This window comes from Pedobacter kyonggii, assembly GCF_004310665.1.
Classification (GTDB): domain Bacteria; phylum Bacteroidota; class Bacteroidia; order Sphingobacteriales; family Sphingobacteriaceae; genus Pedobacter; species Pedobacter kyonggii.
In genome coordinates this window covers 1-22,900 of record NZ_SIXF01000029.1, presented here as the reverse complement: position 1 = coordinate 22,900, position 22,900 = coordinate 1, and the positions used below count along the sequence as shown (strand labels likewise).

At 38.8% G+C, this 22,900-nt stretch carries 13 protein-coding genes; 10 read left to right on the top strand and 3 right to left on the bottom strand.

Going from position 1 to position 22,900, the window contains the following annotated elements:
* Nucleotides 1-330 precede the first annotated feature (330 nt).
* The 10 genes from EYS08_RS20710 to EYS08_RS20665 all read left to right on the top strand — a co-directional run bounded on the left by EYS08_RS20710 (nt 331) and on the right by EYS08_RS20665 (nt 18,136).
* Nucleotides 331-990 carry a GDSL-type esterase/lipase family protein gene (locus tag EYS08_RS20710; RefSeq protein ID WP_131031901.1) on the top strand — a complete coding sequence of 220 codons (660 nt, stop codon included), beginning with the start codon at nt 331-333 and terminating at the stop codon, nt 988-990.
* Between the two features lie 555 nt (nt 991-1,545).
* The gene (locus EYS08_RS20705; RefSeq protein WP_131031900.1) at nt 1,546-4,464 is read left to right on the top strand and encodes a ligand-binding sensor domain-containing protein; all 2,919 of its coding nucleotides are present in this window, start codon (nt 1,546-1,548) and stop codon (nt 4,462-4,464) included.
* Nucleotides 4,465-4,725: 261 nt separating this feature from the next.
* Nucleotides 4,726-7,869, top strand: coding sequence for a SusC/RagA family TonB-linked outer membrane protein (locus EYS08_RS20700; protein ID WP_131031899.1), 3,144 nt, complete (start codon nt 4,726-4,728; stop codon nt 7,867-7,869).
* Between the two features lie 11 nt (nt 7,870-7,880).
* On the top strand, nt 7,881-9,407 hold the full coding sequence (locus EYS08_RS20695) for a RagB/SusD family nutrient uptake outer membrane protein (RefSeq protein WP_131031898.1): 1,527 nt from the start codon (nt 7,881-7,883) through the stop codon (nt 9,405-9,407).
* A gap of 86 nt (nt 9,408-9,493) precedes the next feature.
* Nucleotides 9,494-10,900: a glycoside hydrolase family 30 protein gene (locus tag EYS08_RS20690; RefSeq protein WP_131031897.1), complete on the top strand. Its 1,407-nt coding sequence runs from the start codon at nt 9,494-9,496 to the stop codon at nt 10,898-10,900.
* Between the two features lie 18 nt (nt 10,901-10,918).
* Nucleotides 10,919-12,670 carry a cellulase family glycosylhydrolase gene (locus EYS08_RS20685; protein ID WP_131031896.1) on the top strand — a complete coding sequence of 584 codons (1,752 nt, stop codon included), beginning with the start codon at nt 10,919-10,921 and terminating at the stop codon, nt 12,668-12,670.
* Between the two features lie 13 nt (nt 12,671-12,683).
* Entirely contained in the window at nt 12,684-13,883 is a 1,200-nt protein-coding gene (locus tag EYS08_RS20680) for a multiheme c-type cytochrome (protein WP_131031895.1), read from the top strand.
* Nucleotides 13,884-13,979: 96 nt separating this feature from the next.
* Entirely contained in the window at nt 13,980-16,304 is a 2,325-nt protein-coding gene (locus EYS08_RS20675; protein WP_131031894.1) for a TonB-dependent receptor, read from the top strand.
* A 4-nt stretch (nt 16,305-16,308) separates the two neighbouring features.
* Entirely contained in the window at nt 16,309-17,118 is an 810-nt protein-coding gene (locus EYS08_RS20670) for a DUF4249 domain-containing protein (RefSeq protein ID WP_165456532.1), read from the top strand.
* Between the two features lie 61 nt (nt 17,119-17,179).
* Nucleotides 17,180-18,136 (top strand): 2-hydroxyacid dehydrogenase, encoded by a 957-nt coding sequence (locus EYS08_RS20665; protein WP_131031892.1) that lies wholly within the window; start codon nt 17,180-17,182, stop codon nt 18,134-18,136.
* Between the two features lie 145 nt (nt 18,137-18,281).
* Here EYS08_RS20665 and EYS08_RS20660 read toward each other — a convergent pair whose 3' ends face one another.
* From EYS08_RS20660 to EYS08_RS26140, 3 genes are all read right to left on the bottom strand, one after another.
* Entirely contained in the window at nt 18,282-21,008 is a 2,727-nt protein-coding gene (locus EYS08_RS20660; RefSeq protein ID WP_244216007.1) for an alpha-2-macroglobulin family protein, read from the bottom strand.
* Nucleotides 21,009-21,329: 321 nt separating this feature from the next.
* Nucleotides 21,330-21,962 (bottom strand): nitroreductase family protein, encoded by a 633-nt coding sequence (locus EYS08_RS20655; protein ID WP_131031891.1) that lies wholly within the window; start codon nt 21,960-21,962, stop codon nt 21,330-21,332.
* Nucleotides 21,963-22,618: 656 nt separating this feature from the next.
* Nucleotides 22,619-22,900 (bottom strand): hypothetical protein (locus EYS08_RS26140; protein ID WP_208745913.1); only part of this gene is annotated, 282 nt, incomplete at its 5' end.

Sequence of the window (22,900 nt, the reverse complement as noted above, 5' to 3'; positions counted from 1 at the left end):
ATTAAAAAGCTTCATTCCGGGGGTTGTTAAGCGTTCTTCTTTAAAATTAAAGGAATTGATTATTAATGTCTTACTACTTTTTTAGTTAAAATTTGTTAATTATTTAGAATAGTTCTAAATAAAGATCTATATTTGTTCATCATTATATTTGGTTAGTTGATGATAGCAAGACCTGTTTGCCTGCATTACTCAATGCAGGCGAATCAGGCACTACTCTACAGAAAACTTCAATCTATTTCTTTTACATATGTACAGTAATAAATTTGATTGAATTGATTGTGAAAAATAGGATATTGGTATATTGTGAGCCTTTACCAAATCCTTATGCGCATGAAAAAATCATTTTTAAGTTTCCTTTTGATTGCTTTTTTAACTGTAACTGCTTCTGCCCAAAAGAAACCTAATTTTTGGGATGATGTGCAAACCATAAAAAAGTACGATCAAATGTACAAACCACCCGTTCATCCAGTGTTATTTGTAGGGAGTTCATCCATTAGGAAATGGGATGACTGTACACGGATTTTTGCCAAATACAATGCTTTAAACCGCGGAATAGGTGGTGCTGTAATAAACGATATCACCTTTTATTTAAATGACGTTGTTTTCCCTTACCAACCAAAACAGATTGTACTGTATGTGGGGGAGAACGATTTACCAAACGAAACGGTTACACCTGATACTGTTTTAAACCGCACCATCCGTTTAGTGCAGGCCATTAGGGCAAAGTTGCCAACGGTACCTATTGTTTACATCTCGATTAAACCAAGTCCGAGTCGCGATAAATTTAAAGAAAAGGCAGTAGCTTCGAATGCATTGATCGCGAAATTTTTAGCTGGAGAAGCCAACGCGAAATTCGTTAATGTGTACCCGCTAATGTTAACTAAAGATGGGCAGCTTAGACCAGAACTTTTTGCAGGCGATATGTTACACATGAATGCGGCCGGTTATGCCATCTGGCGAAAAGCGGTAGAACCGTATTTAATGAAATAGTCATTTTCTACCAACTAACAGATGCTGATCAAAATATTTTTCTCTAACTATTTTTACCATATAAGACATGTAAGAACATATTAGCTTACATGTTCTTAAATTTCTTATATGGTTAGAAATCTTGGGACGTTGCACATTAAAAATAAAACAACCTCTTCTTTTTTCTTACCACCTTAGTCAATTAGGGCACCGAAACATTTCACTATATGTTTTTAATTTCATTGCACAGTCCCAGCAAACTAGCCCCGATTGAACGGAAAGCCCGCAATCCCGATTTTTCATCGGGAGAGGACTTGAAGTAAAAGCGGGACTGAAACAACCCTAAGGACTACAGGCTTTGCGCTCCAAAAAAATAAGATTAAATTTTCTCACCACCTCAGGCACATACCCCACCTTAGGAGTCAATTTTACCATCTAAGGCAACTTGGCAAACCTAAGAAAATAAACATTAGCTATTTCATACTTAAAATGATTTGTTTTAGTGGATGACGTAAGCAATATTAACCGGAATTAAAATTATATATTTATTATTGCGTGCGAATCATCCCTAACCATATGTACAAACTTCTGCTTGTTGTTACTTTTCTTCTGATGGGTTATCATGCTTCGGCCCAGGATCTTTTGGGCATTCCGCAGATTGTAAATTACAATAATGAGCAGTATAACGCGGGTATGCAGAACTGGGATGTTAAGCAGGATAAAAACGGGATTCTTTATTTTGGGAACAATGAGGGGCTGCTTACTTTTAACGGTCGCTATTGGAACCTGTTCCGCTTACCTAATTATACTTCGGTACGCTCCATCGGGATCGACTCTAAAAACCGGATTTACGTAGGTGGGCAGGATGAATTTGGTTTTTATTATCCTAATGAGAAAGGGATTTTAAAATATACTTCGCTTTTAGGCCTGCTACCCGAAAATCTGCGGAAACTGGCTGATATATGGGACATCTCGATTATCCACGATGAAGTTTTTTTCAGATCGAACAATTCCATTCTGCATTATAAGGATGGGGTGATTAAAAACTATAAACCCAGTAAGGCATGGCTATTTATGGGTATAGCCAATAATAAAGTATTTGCCCAATCGGAAGAATCGGTTTTAATGGTTTACGAGCAGGAAATGTGGAGACCTTTTTGTGCTGATCCGGTTTTCAAGAAATCTTCTGTTACAGCTATTTTACCTTATAGTGGCGATACTTTGATGGTCTCTACCTTAAAAGGCGGTTTTTTTCTATTGATTAATCATCAGCTTAAACCGCTAAAAACCAATCTCGATCATGTGTTTTTTAACGACCGGATTTATTTTGCCGATCAGATCAATCAAAATCTATATGTAGTAGGTACTACCTCTGGTGGGGTATACATTATGAACAAAGGTGGAGAACTGATTCAAAAATACAATTACAGGGAAGGTTTGCAGAACAACAATGTAAGAGGAATTCTGCAAGACAGGGATAAGAATATGTGGCTGGCTTTAGATGATGGCATTGCTTATGTGGCCATCAATAGTGCCATTAAAAGTATTTTCCCCGACAGGACTAAACAGATTACCAGTTATGCCTTCAGGAAATTTGACCAATCGTTTTACATGGGTACATCGAACGGCTTATATAAGACAAAAGTTAATCCTGCGGCTAAAGATTTAAGTTATGCCACCGCGAATTTTGAAGAGGTGAAAAATACCAAAGGGCAGGTTTGGGGGCTAGATGAGATTAACAGCCAGCTGTTGCTGGCACACGAGGAAGGCACACTTTTGGTGCAGAACAATATAGCTAAGCCGCTTTACAATTTACCAGGCACCTGGTTATACCAGACTTTAGATCGGGTTTACCCAAGCAGCGAGGTTATTGCAGGCACTTACTGGGGTTTGCAGCATTTAAATTATAAGAATGGCGTATTTAAGAATGGCGGAAGAATAGATGGGATAAATGAGCCGCTGCGGTTTATTGTAGCAGATAATAATAACCCCGATCATATCTGGGCATCGCATCCTTACCATGGGGTATATAAAATAGAATTGCAGCCCGATCATAAACGTGTACTGCATACCACCATGTATACTGACCGTGATGGATTACCCTCTAAACTGTACAATTATGTGTACCATATTAAAAACAGGGTGGTAATTGCAACTATAAACGGCGTTTATGAATACGATAACACAAAGAAAAAATTTGTCCCCTTAAAGCTATTGGCCAATGCGATAAAAGGGATTTCGGTGCAGTATTTGAAGCAGGATAACGACGGGAACATTTGGTTTGTAAGCAATAAAAAGGTAGGTGTAATCGATTTTAGCCGGCCATCGGGATCGAACCCTTTTAGTATCTTTTATCTGCCCGAGTTAGACGGGAAGGTAGTGGGTGGCTTCGAATCTATTTACCCCTTAGATAGTAAGAATATATTTATTGGGGCAAATAAAGGAGCTTATCATATTAACTATGAAAAATACATCGAAAACATAACCAAACCAATTGTAGTGCTCGGGCAGATTAAACTGCTTGGTAAAAAGGATAGTTTGGTTTTTGGTGGCTATTTTACAACCAAGAGCGTAATTTCTGCCAAACAGGATCAGAACGAGATACCAGAATACACCAATAATTTAAATTCGATGCATTTCGAATATTCCTCTACATTGTTCGAGCATGATAAAAACATTAAATTCAGTTATCAGTTGGTTGGTTTCGATAAGGAGTGGTCGGCATGGAATACGAAAAGCGAAAAGGATTATACCAATTTACCTGCAGGAAAATATACTTTCAATATTAAAGCCAGAACAGATATAGGTAACGAATCGGAAGTGGTAGCTTATACTTTTGTAGTGCTGCCAGCCTGGTACAATACCATATGGATGAGGATTTTTTACCTGATTTTGATTGTGCTGTTAATCAGGTTGATTATCAGGTGGCAAAAGCGAAAACACGTTAAGGAGCAGGAGCGGATGAGTTACCTTCATCAGCTGGAACTGGACCGGAACGAAAAGGAAATTGTTAGGCTGCAGAACGAAAAGTTAGAAGCCGATGTAAATTATAAGAACAAAGAACTTTCTACCATGACCATGCACCTGGTGCAACGCGGTAAGGTATTGGCAAAGATTAAAGAAGTGATATCGGCTGTAATTAAAAACCACGATATAAATGAGAGCTCGCCAAGTTTCAGGCACCTCATCAGGCTGATCAAGGATGTAGAAAAGAAGGATCAGGAACTGGATCATATGAGCGTTCACTTTAATCATGTAAACACCGAATTTTTCAATAAACTCAAAGACCTTTACCCTGATTTAAGTCAGAACGATTTAAAGTTTTGTGCCTACTTATCAATGAACCTATCTTCAAAAGAAATGGCACAGTTGATGAATGTAACCATTAAAGCCATCGAAGTGGGCCGATATCGCTTAAGAAAGAAACTCCAGCTTAAGCCGGAAACTAATTTATACGAGTTCCTGATCGACATTGCCCGCCAAAAAACACCTTAAAACTGGTATTTTTGTTACAATTAGAAACATTTTTAGTTAAAATAGCTTAAGTATCTGTTATTCAGTTTAATTGTGTTTTCCTTGTAGGGCTTATGTAGGCCTAAAAAACCCTTTTTTTTGTTAATTGAGTGCTGTTGTATGGTTTGTGTAGTAGCGTTAAATTGTTCTATTGCACCGCGGGGCTATAGATTTGATTTATGAAACGGGCTACCAAGAGCCCCGGTCACTAACTAACCAAATATTAACTTAAAACTAATTTCTATGAGAGGAAGATTTACATTCGTATTCTTCATTTACTGTATCATGGCATTTCCGCTGGCCTTATTGGCACAAGACATTCCGGTTACAGGAAAAGTAACAGAACAAAATGGTGCCCCTTTACCTGGCGTAACAGTTAAGCTTGATGGAACGACCAAAGCTGCATCTACTGATGCCAATGGTGTTTTTAGTATTCAGGCGCCTGTTGGCGGTAAATTAACCATCAGTTTAATTGGTATGGCAACACAAACGGTAACTGTACCAGAAGGAGGCCGTATAAATGTTTCGCTTGCAGCCGATTCGAAAGATTTAACAGAAGTTGTTGTGGTAGGTTATGGTACACAGAAAAAAGCACTTGTAACGGGATCAATCTCTAGCGTAAAGGCAAAAGATCTGGAATCGATGCCTATTAACAGGGTAGAGCAAGCCTTACAGGGAAGAACATCAGGTTTAACTATTGCCAGTGGTAATGGCCAGCCAGGATCTGCATCAACTGTGAGGGTAAGGGGCTTTACCTCTTTTGCATCTTCAGGTAATAACGATCCGCTTTGGGTTGTTGATGGTGTAATTGTTGATAATGGTGGTATTGGTTATTTAAATCAATCAGATATCGAATCTATTGAAGTTTTAAAAGATGCAGCTTCGCAGGCAATTTATGGTGCCAGAGCTGCAAACGGCGTAATTATTATCTCAACCAAGAAGGGCAAAGAAGGAAGGTTAGCTATAAATTACAATGGATTTTACGGTACACAGGCATCGGCTAAAAAGTTAAAACTGTTAAACGCAAGTGAATATGCGACGATTAGGAATGAAGCCTATTCAAATAGTTATAATGCTGCAACGGATGGCCCTTTAACACTTCCTTATGCAAATCCATCATCTTATGGAGAAGGTACTGATTGGCAATCGGTGGTATTTAACGACGATGCCCGCAGGCAAACCCACGAGTTTAGCGTTTCGGGCGGAACTGATAAATCTACCTTTTATACGTCTTTTGGTTACATAGATCAACAAGGTATTGTAGCCACACCGATTTCTAATTTTAATCGTGCTAACATTCGTATTAATTCTACATTTAAGCCTGCCAAGTGGATAAGTTTTGGCGAGAATTTAGGCTATAGCCATTCGGTTAACAGTTCTTTAGGTAATACCAATAGCGAGTTCGGTGGTCCTTTAAGTTCGGCAATCCATTTAGATCCTATGACCCCTGTCATTCAAACCGACCCAACTGCTATAGGGAAATCTCCTTATACCATCGCAAATATTATAAGAGACCCGGCAACAGGATTTCCTTATGGTATTTCAGGACCTGTTGGTCAGGAAATGAGTAACCCGCTGGCTTATATTCAAACCAGATTGGGTAACTATGGTTGGGATCACAACATTGTTGGTAATGCTTTCTTAGAAATTACACCAATTGAAAATTTAAAATTCAGATCATCACTGGGAACGAAACTTGCTTTTTATGGTTCGGAGTCTTATACCCCGTTATTCTGGTTAAGTCCTTCCAATACCAATTCTAAGACAAATTTCTATCGCGAGATGAATATGACTTTAAATTACAACTGGGAAAACACCATTAGCTATTCAAAAAGTTTTGGTAAACACCATGCATACGCAATTTTTGGGCAAGGCTATTATATGGACAACAATAACCGAGGCTTAAACGTAAGGTTTAACAATATCATTGCACAAGACTTTTATCAGAGTAATTTAAATTACAAACCGGCCACTGCCGATATTCAGGGTGATGGTAGTGATGCTACCTTGCATGTGGTTAACTCTTTATTTACCCGCGTAACGTATGATTATGATGAAAAATATCTGTTTACGGGTATTATTCGCCGTGATGGTTCTTCGCGCTTTGGTACAAACAACCGATTTGGTTATTTCCCCTCAGCCTCAATAGGCTGGGTGCCTACAAAAGAGGCTTTCTGGAAGGAAAACAATATCGTTAATTTCTTAAAATTACGCGGTAGCTACGGAATTACAGGAAACGATGCCATTGGCGATTTCAGTTACGTATCATTGGTGAATAGCGGACGTAATTATACTTTCGGTACTACAGATGTAAGTACGATCGGATGGAGCCCGGCTGCCTTGTCAAATCCTGATTTGAAATGGGAGGAAACTCACCAAACAGATATTGGTTTAGATGCTACGTTGTTTAAGGATTTTACGCTTAGTGCTTCTTACTTCAGAAAGAAAACGATTGGTGTACTGCAAACACCTTCTATTCCACTTTATTTAGGTGCAGCTGGTGGTGCCGCAGAAAATGTTGGCGATATGCAGAACACCGGTATAGAATTCGAATTAGGCTACAGAAAAAAAATCGGAGAGCTTAATTTAGGTATTAACGCTAATATCTCAACCTTGAAAAATAAAGTAACCAAGCTATTGCCCGGAAGAGAGTTTATAGAGGATAATGCACAGAGTTTTCAGGGCATGGGCAACTTCACCCGTACTGCAATTGGACGTTCATTCAATGAGTTTTATGGCTATGAAGTGGCTGGTATTTTTCAGTCACAGGCAGAAATTAACGCTTATAAAGGACCAGGAGGTACAGTATTGCAACCTGCTGCAAAACCCGGAGATATTAAATTTGCCAACTTAGATGGAAATGAAACCATAAATGGTAGTGACCGTACTTATTTAGGTAGTCCGCTTCCAAAATATACCTATGGTATTACCATTAATCTGGCATATAAAAACTTTGATTTTGTTGCCTTCGGAAACGGTGTAGGTGGAAATATGATCTTCCAGGGATTAAGGCGTTTAGATGTAACTTATGGAAACTGGCAAAATTCAGTTCTTGATCGATGGACACCTACAAATACATCAACTACTGTTCCCCGTGTTGCAGATAAGGATCTTAACGGAAACTATACCAAGTTCTCTAAAAATTATTTGGAAAAAGGAGATTACTTCCGTTTAAAAACCCTTCAGGTAGGTTACAACCTTCCAAATAATGTGATTAAAAAAATTGGTGCACAAAAAGTTCGGGTATATCTGATGAGTGAAAACCTCTGGACCATTACGAAATATACAGGTTACGATCCCGAAATCGGTGGAACTGTATTGGGTATAGATCGGGGGATTTATCCACAAGCCCGTTCGTTTATGGTAGGTTTAAATGTTGGATTCTAAAAAAAATTAAAATGAAAAAGAATATTTTAGCTATTGCAGCCCTTTTAACTGCTTCTCAACTAATCGTTTCTTGTCAAAAGCAATTGGACGTAAATCCACGTGAACGTATTTTGGAGACAAGTTATTATCAAACCCAGCAACAGGCTTTTACTGGTTTGGTAGCTGTTTACGATCAATTGGGTAATCAGTCTGGCGGCTACCTTACCAAACTTAATTTATTTAGCTCTGGATCAGATGATCATTTCGCTGGTGCCGATTCTCCATCAGATTTAGGAGATATGCAAGCGATGAATAATTATACGGTAAACTCATTATCGGGTGCCCCAAGTTATTTATGGAGTAAAGGTTTTACCGGTGTTTACCGTGCAAATGTTTTATTGAAAAAAATAGAAGGCATTACAATGGATGCTTCAACCAAGGCAAGGTATATTGCCGAAGCTAAAGCGTTGCGTGCTATATTTTATTTTGATTTGGTGCGTATCTTCAAAAATATACCATTAATCTTAGCACCTATAGAGCCGTCTGGCATGTTCGACGTTACGCAGGTTGCCCCTGGAGATGTTTATAAACAAATAGAAACAGATTTAACAGAGGCATTATCTGCTCTTCCTGTAACTATTCCTACTGCTGATGCAGGGCGTTTGAGCCAGGGTGCAGTTCATGCAGTTTTAGGTAAGGTTTACTTATGGCAAGAAAAATGGGGGCCAGCAGCAGCTGAGTTTGCATTGGTTAACGGTACTGCACCAGGTGCGAGTACTTATGGATATAAACTATTACCAAACTTTGCCGATTTGTGGAATTGGAAAAATAAATTCAATTCAGAGTCTATCTTAGAACTCAGCTACAATACGACCTCTAATATGGGTTGGGGTAACGTTGGGAGCCGTGAAGGTAATGTTATGGGCATTTTGGTAGGACCACGTAATTATGTGCCCGTAATTGCTGCACAAGCACCCGATTATGTTTCGGGTTGGAGTGTTATGCCAATAACCAAAGAATTATTTGACTTAATTCACTACGATCCGCGTAATAAACCTACGGTTGCCAATTTAGATAGTTTGGAGAAAGCAGGCATTGTAACCTACAAACATGCCAATGATAATACCGGGTATTTTGTTGAGAAATATGCTGGAAGAGTTTCTACCAAAGCAGCTGTTGGCCAGTTAGAATTAAACTTTGGTCAGAATATGTACGAAATACGTTTAGCTGATACCTATTTAATGGAAGCCGAAGCATTATTGAAAAGTGGTGCCGCAGTTGGTTCGGGTACCAGGGCTTATATTTTCCTCAATGCAGTAAGGGCCCGTGTAGGTTTAAATCCTGTTGCGGTAACCATGGATAATATCATGAAAGAAAGACGTTTGGAACTGGTAGCCGAAGGGCAAAGGTGGTTTGATTTGGTTAGATGGAAACTTGCTCCAACTAAACTGGCTTTTAAAGGATTTCAGGCAAATAAAAATGAGACCTTGCCGATCCCACAGGCTGAGTTAAACAATACCAAAATTCTTCAAAGCAAAGAATGGGGTGGAACAAAATAAAATCTCTATGCACGCTTAATGTTTAATTGTTAACAGGGGAAAGCAAAATCTTTCTTCCTGTTTTTTAATCTGACCATCATTTATCTATGCTTTCTACCAAAGCCTTTCGCCTTTTTGTTACTGGTGTTTTTATCTTTTCTTCGTTTGCTGTTATTGCTCAAAACCAACCAGAAGTTTGGCTTACCAAAGCCGATCGATCTGTTTTATTTGCCAAACAAGCAAGTAAATTAAGTTTTACTGCAGCTAAAAACAATCTGCCAACCATTACTGTAAATAACAAAGAAACTTATCAAACAATTGATGGCTTCGGTTATGCCTTAACAGGTGGAACTGCGCAGCATATTATCAAAATGTCGGCACCCGCCAGAGCTGCTTTATTAAAAGAATTATTTGCCACCGATGGAAACAACATTGGGGTAAGTTACATCAGATTAAGCATTGGCGCTTCTGATTTGAATGAAAAAGTATTTTCTTACAACGATCTTCCCGAAGGGCAAACGGATTTAACGCAGGCCAAATTTGATCTCGGCCCGGATAAAGTGGATGTGATTCCGGTAATGAAGGAAATCCTTGCGATAAATCCAAAACTAAAAATTATGGGTTCGCCATGGTCTCCTCCCTTATGGATGAAGACCACTTACGATGCCCGCGGCGGGATGTTAAAGCCTATATATTACGATGCTTACGCCAAATACTTTGTGCGGTATGTGCAGGAAATGCAAAAAGAGGGGATTCCTATTGATGCGATTACCGTTCAGAATGAACCTTTACATCCGGGTAATAATCCCAGTTTGCTCATGGTTGCACCAGATCAGGCACTTTTTGTAAAGAAATTTCTCGGGCCTGCTTTTGCCAAAGCCAATATTAAGACCAAAATTATTGTTTACGATCATAATGCCGATCGCCCGGATTACCCGATTAGCATTTTAGATGATCCGGAGGCCAAAAAATATATCGATGGATCGGCCTTTCATCTATACGGAGGAAAGATCGAAGCTTTAACCGATGTGCACAATGCCCATCCTGATAAGAATATTTACTTTTCTGAGCAAATGGTAGTAGAACAGCCAGATGCTACGGATATTAAAATTGTTAATCCGGTTAAGCGTCTAATCATTGGTGCTACCCGTAACTGGAGCAAAAATGTGCTCGAGTGGAATCTGGCCGCCGATCCGGAAAATAAACCTTATACTGATAGGGGCGGCTGCTCGATGTGTCAGGGCGCAGTAACCATTGATAAAGATTCTTATAGTAGAAACCTGGCTTATTATTCCATTGCGCATGCTTCTAAATTTGTTCGGCCAGGAGCTGTTCGCATTGCTACGAACAATTTAGCCGACTTGCCAAATGTTGCCTTTAAAACAACTGATGGGAAACATGTTTTAATTGTAGCCAATAGCGGGAAAAATGCCGCTAAGTTTAATATTAGCTTTAACGGCAAAACACTTGTTGCAATGCTCGATAAAGGCTCTGTGGCCACATACATCTGGTAATTACTTAATCTTATTCTTATGTCTTTTACAAAATCAATCTTATATATTTTTCTGCTTAGCATGGTTTCGTTTACAGGGTTTAGTCAAGGCTTTTTAAAAGCCGAGGGTAAAAAAATAGTGAACGCAAAAGGCGAGAATGTTTTGCTCCGCGGCTTTGGTTTAGGTGGCTGGATGTTGCAAGAAGGTTATATGCTCAAAATTAACAAAGAGGCACAACAGTACCGCATCCGCGAACGGATAGAAGAACTGATGGGGCCAAAACAGACCCAGGAGTTTTACGATGCCTGGCTGGCCAACCACATGCGTAAAATCGATGTCGATTCGATGAAACGCTGGGGTTTTAATTCCATCCGTTTACCCATGCACTACAATTTATACACCCTGCCGGCAGATAAAGAGCCTGTTGCGGGCAAAAATACCTGGCTGGAGAAAGGTTTTACTTTAACCGATAGCTTGTTAGCTTGGTGTAAGGCCAATAAAATGTACCTGATTTTAGATTTACATGCTGCACCTGGTGGACAAGGGAATGATTTAAACATTGCCGACCGCGATCCATCAAAACCATACTTATGGGATAGTGAAGCCAATCAGGAGAAAACCATTGCACTCTGGAAAAAACTGGCCGAGCGCTATAAGGATGAACCTTACATTGGCGCATATGATATTTTGAACGAACCCAACTATGGTTTCACAAACCCAAAAGAAGATAAAAACGGAACGAAAGAAAAAGTGAACGCGCCTTTGCGTAAGTTAATGGTGGAGATTACCAAAGCCATCCGCGAGGTTGATCAAAAGCACATCATTATTATCGAAGGAAATGGCTGGGGGAATAATTACAATGGCATTTTTCCGCTGTGGGATAAAAACATGGTGTTAAGTTATCATAAATACTGGAATTATAACGATCAGGCTTCGATTGCACACATTATTAAAGCCAGAGATGAGCAAAATGTTCCTGTTTGGCTCGGTGAAACAGGAGAAAATTCTAATGTTTGGTTTACGGATGCCATCCGCCTTTTAGAAAAAAACAATATCGGCTGGGCTTGGTGGCCATTGAAAAAAATAGGAGCGAATAATCCGATGGAAATTAAATCGAACCCTAATTACGATGCGCTGGTAAAGTACTTCAATAACGGAGGAGACGAACCTAAAGATAGCAATGTATACAGCGGTTTAATGGAACTGGCTATTTATTCGAGATTAGAAAATACCATCATTCGCAGAGATGTGATAGATGCGATGATCCGTCAGCCCTTTAGTGATGAAACCAAGCCGTTTAAGCCCAGTTTAATTAAAGGTAAAAGCATTGTGTATGCTGTAGATTACGATTTAGGTAAAAACGGCAAAGCTTATTTCGATACAGATACTGCCGATTATCATACTTCAACAGGGAAAAGAAGTGCAGGTAACCGCGGTCGGATTTACCGAAACGATGGGGTGGATATTGCAAAAGATTCTGCCCAGTACGAAAAGTATTATGTAAACCATATCGAAAAAGGAGAGTGGCTGCAGTATACCGTAAATGTTTCGCAAAAAGGAATCTACACTTTAACAATAAATGCTGCGGCAGATAATGCTTTAGGTAGAATTACCATTTTGATCGATAACAAAGTAGTGGCTAAAGATATTGCGGTTCCAAATACCGGAGATAATAAGAAGTTTTCAACCTTTGAAGTAAAGAATGTCGTGTTAAAAGCAGGCAAGCAAAAAATTAAGGTGTTGGCAGATGTAGGTGGCTATAATTTTAGTTATATTCAATTTGTAAAATAAACAAAACATCATCTTGAAAGGCATAAAACGTATCCTGCTTATTTTGGCCGCAATTGCCATTGCAGTTGTTGTTCTTTCGAGATGTATGAATGTTACCGACCAATTACCTGAAGATGCGAGGGGCAGGGATTATACCGGAGCGGCTACCTGTGTTAAATGCCATAAAGATTTATCTCAGTCTTATGCACATAGTCCGCATGGTTTAACCTCTATGCCGGTGGTAGATGCAGCTTTATCAAAAATTTTCGACCCTGATTCGAACAGTTTCCAATATGATGCAAATCAAAAAGTAACCATAGAAAAGAGAGACAGCGGTATATTTCAGGTGGCTTATCAGGATGGCAAAGCAGTTTGTTCCCAAAAATTCGATTTCCAATTCGGCTCGGGTGAAAAGGCTTTTACTTACGCCTATTGGAAAGGAAAGAAACTGTATGAGTTGCCCTTATCGTATTTTTCAACCATTCAGAATTGGGCCATCAGTCCTGGTTTTCCGAAAGAAAGTTTTTATTATGACAGGGCCATAACCAGCCGTTGTTTAGAGTGCCACGCCTCTTATGTTGATATTAAAGTCACGCAACAATCTACTTTTTCAAAGGATGAAGAAATGGAGAAAGGTTCTGTTATTTACGGAATCGATTGCGAGCGCTGCCATGGGCCAGGTAAACAACATGTTGTTTTTCATATGGAAAACCCTGAAGAAAAGACGGCGAAGTTTATAACACTTTATAAAACACTTACGCGAAAACAAAAGATGGATGTTTGCGCTGTTTGTCATTCGGGCAATACTTTGGTGGCACAGCGATCTGTATTCGGTTTCCAGCCTGGCGACGATTTAGAAGCTTATTATTCGCAGGATTTTACAGGTTTTGGCGGCGGTAATATTGATGTACACGGTAACCAAAGTGCCATGCTAAAAGGCAGTAATTGTTATCGGAAAAGTGAAATCATGACTTGCCAATCGTGCCACAATACGCACGAAAATATTAAAGGTAACTTAGGCCTTTATTCGCAGCGCTGCATCAATTGCCACAAAAGTACCAATCATAGCAAAGCCACTTTAGCTAAAGGATCGCTAAGTAGCAATTGTATCGACTGCCATATGCCTAAGGAATCTTCAAAACTGATTACCTTTCAACAGGCGGGTAAGGATCATTTGAGTCCATACCGGTTGCGCTCACACCATATTGCCATTTATCCCGTTATTAATAAGTAAAACCCAAAGTTGTATTAAGAAATTCCCCACTATCCATTAATAGGACTTGGAATTCGTACATTTGGTTTCCACGTTAAAAATTAGATAGTAGCCAATATGCTCATAAAACACTACTTAACTTTATTCTCCCTCCTTTTTCTTTCTACCTCTATTTTTGCTCAAAAGAAATTTACCCTTAGTGGCACTATTCGCGATGCAAGTACAGGCGAAACCTTAATTGGTGCAACGGTAAGGATTTCTGGAGCTTCGTCTGCTGCAACCTTAACCAATAACTATGGATATTTTGCTTTAACACAGTCCGAAGGAACCTACACTGTGGCGGTAAGTTATACGGGTTATACATCCATTGTTAAAACCATCAATTTAACAAAAGATACCAAGTTGAATGAAGAATTAAGAAGTGCAAACGATCTGGAAGAAGTAACTGTAAGTGCCAATAACCGTAAAAACGATAATGTTAAAAGTGCGCAGATGGGTTTGGAAAGAATCGATATGAAATCGCTTAATTCTATACCGGTACTGCTTGGCGAAAAGGATATCTTAAAAACCATTCAGCTGTTGCCTGGTGTAAAATCGGGTGGCGAGGGGAATACAGGTTTCTATGTGCGCGGCGGTGCTGCCGATCAGAATTTAATTATTCTGGATGAAGCGGTGGTATACAACTCCTCTCATTTACTTGGCTTTTTCTCTACTTTTAATGCTGATGCGATTAAAGATGTAAGTTTATACAAAGGTGGTATGCCTGCACAGTATGGTGGCCGTTTATCGTCGGTTTTGGATGTTAAAATGGATGATGGGAACAATAAAGAGTTTAAGTTTCAAGGCGGCATTGGTTTAATTGCTTCGCGTTTAAAAGCAGAAGGGCCGATTGTAAAAGACAGGGGTTCATTTATGGTGAGTTTTCGCAGAACCTATATCGATCTGTTTTTAAGGGCTTCGCCAGATTCATCTGTGAACGGTAGTACCTTAAATTTTTATGATATTAATGCAAAGGCAAATTATAAAATCAATGATAAAAATACCATTTACATTTCTGGCTATTTTGGTAAGGATAACATCGGCGTAAAGGACCTTTTTGAGAACAACTGGGGCAATGTAACCACCACCATCCGCTTAAACCATATTTTTAGCGACCGCCTGTTTTCAAACACCTCGTTAATTTACAACAACTACAATTATACCGTTCGCCTGTTAAATGATGCTACCAATTTTAAGGCCACCTCATTGGTACGGGATTTTAATTTTAAAGAAGATTTTCAGTATTTCAGCAATAAACATACACTTCGTTTTGGTATCAATGCCACACAGCATCGTATTTCGCCGATCGATATTGATAGCGATGAAGCATCGCAGGTAAATTCGCTTACACAAGAAAGACGTTATGGGATAGAGTCGGCAGCTTATATTTCTGATGAATGGGCAGTAAATGAACATTTGAATTTTTTATATGGGGTGCGTTTAGCTGCTTTTTCTTTAATGGGGCCAGGTAATTTTAGCACTTACGATGCTGATGGGAATATCGTATCAACTGAAAATGTTGCTAAGGGTAAATTCCATAAAAATTACTTTAACCTCGAGCCGCGTTTTTCGATGAGTTATCTGTTTAACGAAGAGAATTCGATTAAGGCATCTTACAACCGCAATACACAGAACGTACATATTTTAACCAATGCCACCTCTAGTTCGCCAACCGATCAGTATGTGTTGAGCAGTAATAACATTAAACCCGAAATTGCCGATCAGGTAGCCCTGGGTTATTTTAAAAATATGGACGACAATAATTATGAGCTATCTGGCGAAATTTATTATAAATGGCTTCAGAACCAGATCGATTATAAAAATGCGGCAGAACTGTTGGCCAACTCAAATGTAGAATCCGAATTGTTGTATGGAGTAGGCAGGGCTTATGGAATGGAACTGTTTTTTAAAAAGAAGTTTGGTAAGCTGAACGGTTGGGTGGGCTATACCTTATCGCGTACTGAACGTAAATTTACAGAACTTAATGACGGTAAATATTTTCCGGCAAGGCAAGACCGTACACATGATGTTTCAGTGGTTGGAATATACAACATGAACAAAAGGTGGACTTTCTCTTCGAGTTTTATTTACAGCACTGGTAATGCCGTTACCTATCCGGCAGGAAAATATACTGTTGGTGGCCAGGCTGCTTATTATTATACGCAAAGAAATGCAGGAAGGATGCCTTACAACATGCGTTGGGATGTGAGTGTAACTTTAGAAGGGAAGGTGAGGAAGAAATACCAATCGAGCTGGAATTTTGGCATCTATAATCTATTGGCCCGCAAAAATCCTTATGCGATTGAGTTTATCCCAGATCCGAACGATCCGAATAAAACTGCCGCTCAGCAAACTTCGCTTTTCGGGCTTATTCCATCAATTACCTGGAACTTTAAATTTTAAAAGAATGAAAAAACTGATTATATACTTTTCGTTGTTCACTTTCTGTTTTACAGGTTGCAAGAAAATTATTCAAATTGAAACTGAAAATGCCGATCCTCAACTCGTAATTGAAGGTAAAATTAATGATCAACTGATCGATCAGCAGATTAAGATCAGCAAAACCATCGGTTATACCGAAGCCAATATTTTTCCGAAAGTTTCGGGAGCAAGCGTAACTGTGACCGATAATAAGGGAAATACTTATGTTTTTAAAGAAGGTACAATGCCAGGAACTTATGTCAATAAAATGAAAGGCGTGCCGGGTGTTACCTATAATTTAAATGTTACTACCGAAGGCCAAACTTACACCGCCAGTTCGAAAATGCCTAATGTGGTTAAAATGGATTCAATAGGCGTGATTAACAACTTTTTCTTTGGCCGCGAACGCAAAACTGCTGCTGTATTTTTAAAAGATCCAGTCAACGAAACCAATTTTTATCATTTTAACCTTTATGTAAATGATATTTTATCGGAACGTTTTTATGTAAATAACGATCGTTTAACAAATGGAAACGACTTAAGGATCCAGTTATTTTTTAAACCTCCTACTAACGACCACGACAGTGATGAGTTGAATACTAACGATAAGATTAAAATAGAAATGGAGTGTATCGATTCCAATATTTTTGATTATTGGTATGCTTTAAGTCAGCAATCTAACCGGGGGCCAAACCAGGGCACTACGCCTGCTAATCCCACTTCCAATATTTCTAATCAAGCACTGGGCTATTTTAGCGCCAACACTTATCAGGTGTTATCAGCAACTGTGAAATAGTACCCTAAAGGTCAATTCGTATTATCCAAAACTCCTTAGAATTTTTAGTGTTAAATAAAACATGAGAGTATTTATAAGTGGCAATATTGCTTCAGTTGGAATAAAAGAACTGGAAGAAAACAATATATCCATCACCCAATGGAAAGAAAACCGACAGATTACGGCTGAAGAACTGATTGAAGCTTGTCAAGGTCAGGATGCCTTGATCAGCGTTGGGCCAAATAAAATTAATGCCCAATTTTTAAAGGCCTGTAGTCATTTAAAGGTTATTGCTTTACATTCTGTAGGTTACGATCAGGTAGATATAGCTGCCGCCAAAAAAAATAATATTCCCATCGGAAATACGCCTGGTGTTTTAAGCGTGGCAACTGCTGATACTGCTTTTTTATTGATGCTTGCCGTATCGCGAAAGGCCTTTTTCTCGTACAAAAAAATCATTAAAGGCGAGTGGGAAAACTATGAACCTTCACCCGAGCTCGGAATTGAGGTAAACGGTAAAACCCTCGGTGTTTTTGGCTTGGGAAAAATCGGATTGGAGATGGCCAAAAAATGTAAAGCTACCTACAAAATGGAGGTAATTTATCACAACAGATCGCGTAACGAAGAAGCTGAAAAAGAAATCGGAGCCAAATATGTTTCGTTCGAAGAACTTTTGGCGCAAAGTGATGTTTTATCCGTGCACACCGCGCTAACGCCAGAAACCAAGGATAAATTTACGCTTGATGTTTTTAAGCAGATGAAATCCAATTCGATTTTCATAAACACGGCCAGAGGCGGCATTCACAATGAAAAAGATTTAATCCAGGCGCTGGAAGAAAAGATTATTTGGGGAGCAGGCTTAGATGTAACCAATCCTGAGCCAATGGATAAAGATAATCCTTTGCTATCGATGGAAAGTGTTGCCGTTTTACCACATATTGGTTCGGCTACCGAAGAAACTAGAGCAGCCATGGCACAGATTATTGTAAAGAATATTGTAGCAGGTTTACGAGGAGAGAAGTTACCGTTTGAGGTATGAGAGGAGAGTGGAAATTTTCTGTTGGCTTAATAGTTAATGGCTTATAGTCTGATGGCCACGATCTCTTAATTACCGAGATTTAAAATGATTGATAGTCTGTTAGCTATTGGCTATGGACTATCAACCATGGACCGTCTACATTAATTTATTTTACGGTGTACTTAAATACCGACCTTCCTAAATTCCCGTTTGCATCTATTCCCTCAATAATTACTTTATACTGGCCTTTGCCATCTGCATTGTAATATTCGAAAGAAGCATTACCTGTCGCATCAGTCACAATTTTTGGATTCCAATAAATCGTGGTTCTTAAATCGTTTCGGTTCATGCCGGCAGGAACATCATATCTTGGAGAATAGAATTGTTTTTCTTTGTTGTAGCCCTGTGGTGAAAAAGTAAGTTCGTAGTATTTGGGTAGCATATCCATCAGCTGCGCTTTAGATATTTTAGTGCCTTTAGGCGCTTTCTTTTGGTTGAATACAATAACCCCATTTACATTATTTGCGCGGTTTACCAAGCCTAATTCGTCTCTTAAAAATACTTCTACCGATTCCAGCTGATTCGGGTCTAAAGTATTGATCTGGTTTACATCCACGTTCATACCATTGATAAAAATACCCATCGGGATTTTTTTGCCCTGGTTGTAATCTCGGGTTACGTAAAAGTTATTATCGGCAAAAGTAACCCCTGCTAGCATACCCTGTAAACAGTTAATCAATAAACCACAGCCTTTAAATCTATCGCCACTAACTTCATGGTCGGCCATTTGGCTTAGTCCGCTCAATGCCGGGTAATCTTTATGGCTTACTTTCGGAACTACCGCTGCTCTAATATTTACATCTTTTAAAGTGTGTAAATAAGCGTATTGTCTTTTGCTGTTATCTAAATAACTGGTTAAAGCACTGTCTATATTTAAAACCTCTTCGGCAGCACTAAAGTTTCTGGTTAATTTAGGCACTGGTGCACCATTTAAGCTTAAAGTCATGTTTTTATAGTTTACATTATACTTAGCCGTAATGGTAACTTTAGATGAATCATTAAACATCAGGTTTTGGAATTTAAAATTCCCTACAGGATCTGTGGTAGCTTCTAAATTAAAACGTTTGTCGGGAATGGTTAATAACAATGCCCCTTTTCTAACTGGTATACCGTTGTTCTGTCGTAAAATACCCGAAATTTCGATTCCTTGTTCTGGTAAGAAATCAATTTTAGGTAATTTATTGGCAATAATATCAGTGTATTTGAAACTGCGATAGCCCTGGGTAAGCAATAATACATCTAAATCTGCATTTTTCTTCGCATCAGGAGCATTAAAATAATAATTTGCTTTTTCGATATAACCCTTAACATCGCTGCTTAATAATAAGCCTGTTAATATCGTACTGGTTGCATCTTCGTTTGATGGAACCTTTGATTCATCTACAACAGCTACCGAGAAGCTACCTTCTACAGGGGCGCCATCTTTTTTGGCTGCCACATTTATTTTAACCTTTTTCTTGATTCCGTAAGTAGTTGCAGCACTGGTTAAAGTTACCGCCATGGTATTTTTATGCTGAACAAAAACCAATCGCTCGCTTAAGGGTTTACCAAATTCATTAAATAAGGTAAACTGCGCAATTCCATTCGGGAATTTAGATTTAAGTACGGTGGTATTGTACGTTTTGTTTGATAATGCGGTTTGCGCACCATAGCAGATAACACCTTTACTCTGCGCAATTAAATAAAGCTTTTTGCCCTGGTTTTGCTCAAAGAAAGCATCGTTAGCCGAAATTTTTATGGCTATATTATCTGCGCTGCTGTTATCTATATTTACTGCAACGCCATTTGCTGCAACTGTTGGTAAGTTATAGGTTTGAGTAGTACCATCAGCATAAGTAACTGCGGCTTTATAGGTTTTTCCGGCTTCAGTCAATAAGTTGAAACTGCCCATTCCTAAATGCTGAGCGGTAAAAGTAGCTACAGTTTTGCCATCATTATCGGTTACCGTACCTTTTGAGTTAATGCCTAAACCATCACTTTTAATGGCTTTAAAGGCTACCTTGTTGGTTAAGCCGGCAATTAAACTTCCACCTTCAGGAAAAAACTGAAAATCTTTGCTTACGATAGCATTTTTAAGTTGAAAGCTACTGCTTGCCACATCTTTATCAGTTGTATTAATGCTGGTAATCAGTTCACCTTTTTGTAATTGATATTCTGCCTTTTGTGCATTGCTCATGGCTATTGTTAAAAAACCATTGGCATCTGTTGTACCCCTTCCTTTGGCAATAACTGTATAGCTCGTAACCACTTGCCAGCTTACATTTTTATTGGCATATGGTTTATTATTGGCATCTTTAAACTGCACCCTGGCATCAATTTTTTCTAACTTATCAGTAGACGTGTTTTTATAAGTGATATGGGTTTTTACTTCTTTATCAATGGCTTCCCCTACATAAAAAGTCTTGTTAAAATAAGCAGGATCTTCACTGTTAAGCATCCATAAAGTATAAGCCCTGATATGATAGTTGCCTTGTTTGTAATTAATCTGATCTAAGGGGAAACTGCCGTAAGCGAAACCACCTGTAATCGGTAATTTTAGTGTTTGAATAAGGGAATCTTTCTGATTGATCACATCAACATAGATGATTTTGCTGATTCCGGATAAGAAATTCTGGTTTTCGGTAACATAAGCTTTAAACCAAACCGTATCGGCAACAGCGTAATAGGGTTTATCGAAATGAAGATAAATTTTTTCAGTAGGGTAATCACTCAGCACCTTGTTGGTCTTGCTAATGATGCTGTTTATGCTAATGGTATCGGTTTGTGCCGACGACGAAAAACTTAGTGCTGATAGAAGTGACAGTATTATAAACGATAATCTAAAAATCTTCATGGATTGGATATTAAATGCTAAGCCCGTAAATATATCCAATTATAAATAGAGCACATAAAATGTGATGATGTTTAACATTTTTTTACAAAAGATTTAAGTTCATTGGTCATTGGTTCACTGTTCATTGGTTCATTCCCCGCATACCGTCCTCCTGAACTTGTTTCAGGATCTAATATGTGAGTACTTTTTAGGTTAACCGGTTAATTGTTTAAATCGGTTAATCGACTCCAACCGCCAAACTCCCAGCGCCAAACAGACTCCCCTAAAACAAAACAAGCCACTAAATAGCGGCCCATTTTAAATTATGATGTTGTTTACCTGTTATTTAAACTCGATCAAAAATTCTTCCTTAGGTGAACGTACTTTTTTAAGGTTTACCAACCAATCGCCAGCTTCATCCCTGTTTCCTAATGGCAGTAGGGTAACACTTTTTAAGCCTTTTTTATCTAAACCTAAAAGTTCATCTAAAGCAGGGCCATTAAAGCCTTCCATTGGCGTAGCATCTACCTTTAACAAAGCTGCTTCTGCAATTGCGATACCGAAACCGATATAAGCCTGACGGGCAGCATGGTTAAAGTTTTCTTCAGCTGTTCTAGATAAGATCATGCCTTTTAATTGTGTTTTGTATGCATCCGTTGTATTTTCGGGCAAACCGCGTTCTGCATTCATTCTGCTAAAAACGGTATCAATACCCTCTTCTGTATAATTTTCATTGGCTGCAAAAATTAACAGGTGAGAAGAATCGATAATTTGTGATTGGTTAAAGGCAATCGGTGCAATTTTTTCTTTTAATTCCTGGTTGGTTACCACAATAACCTTAAATGGTTGTAAACCTGATGATGTGGGTGCCAAATGTGCTGCAGCAATAATTTTATCAACCTTTTCTTGTTCAACAGGCTGACCGTTCATTTTCTTAACGGCATAACGCCAGTTTAGGGCATCTATTAAGCTCATATTTTTGAAGATTTTTTTTTAAATTTTATGAAGCAAATATGGAGATAAGGAATAAACCTATTGTTGATGTATGGTAAGAAAATAAAATAGCTAGTAATCTGGTCGTCATGGCATCAAGCTTATATGTGGCTTATATTTCTTATATGATTAATGTTGTTTCATTATTAGGAAATGAATGGCTTATGGTTATTGGCGGTTTTCAGTCCCGCTTTACCCTTTACTTCGTTGCACTTCGTGTTCGCTCCAATCAGATTTAGGAACAGGTGGTTGTGCGCCCTGCAACCTCAAAAATGAAAAACTGTTTTGGCCACCTAGCCCCGGTTAAAGCGTTATCCTGCAGCAACGAGGTACGAGGAAGCGAAGCGTAAAAGCGTAAAACGGGAAGAAACTTCTTGTTTTATACAGGCCTTGCGCTCCATATAGAAATCGATAATTTTTAATAAGGAAATGAGCAGTTCGGTGTTCTTGGAGGTTTTCAGCCCCGCTTTCGCTTATAGTCCTCGATGCACTCCGGGCTATTTCCGCTCAATCAGGGTTATAAACAAGGGTTCTGCGCCCTGCAGCCCAACAAATGAAATACTGCTGCGGCCACCTAGCCCGGTTAAAGCGTTACCCTGCAGCAACGAGGTATCCCGAACTTTCGCATTAGCGTCAAGTTAAGCTGAAAATAGTTGGCTTAAATTAATTCTGTGGTTTCTTTTTTCATATTTACAGTACTTATCTATAATATCTCTGAACTGCTTTCTACCTGTAGCGATTACCTCTTTCATGTTCAATACAAAGAACTTTACACATTTGATCAAGCTAACGGAGCCTTTGGCATATCTGACAACTGGCAAAAATATTTTTTGCATAAACAGGCATATAAACATCAACAGGAGGTATATATTCGTGCTAATCCGTTTTTCATTGGTACAGCCATTATGTAGCAACTGCTG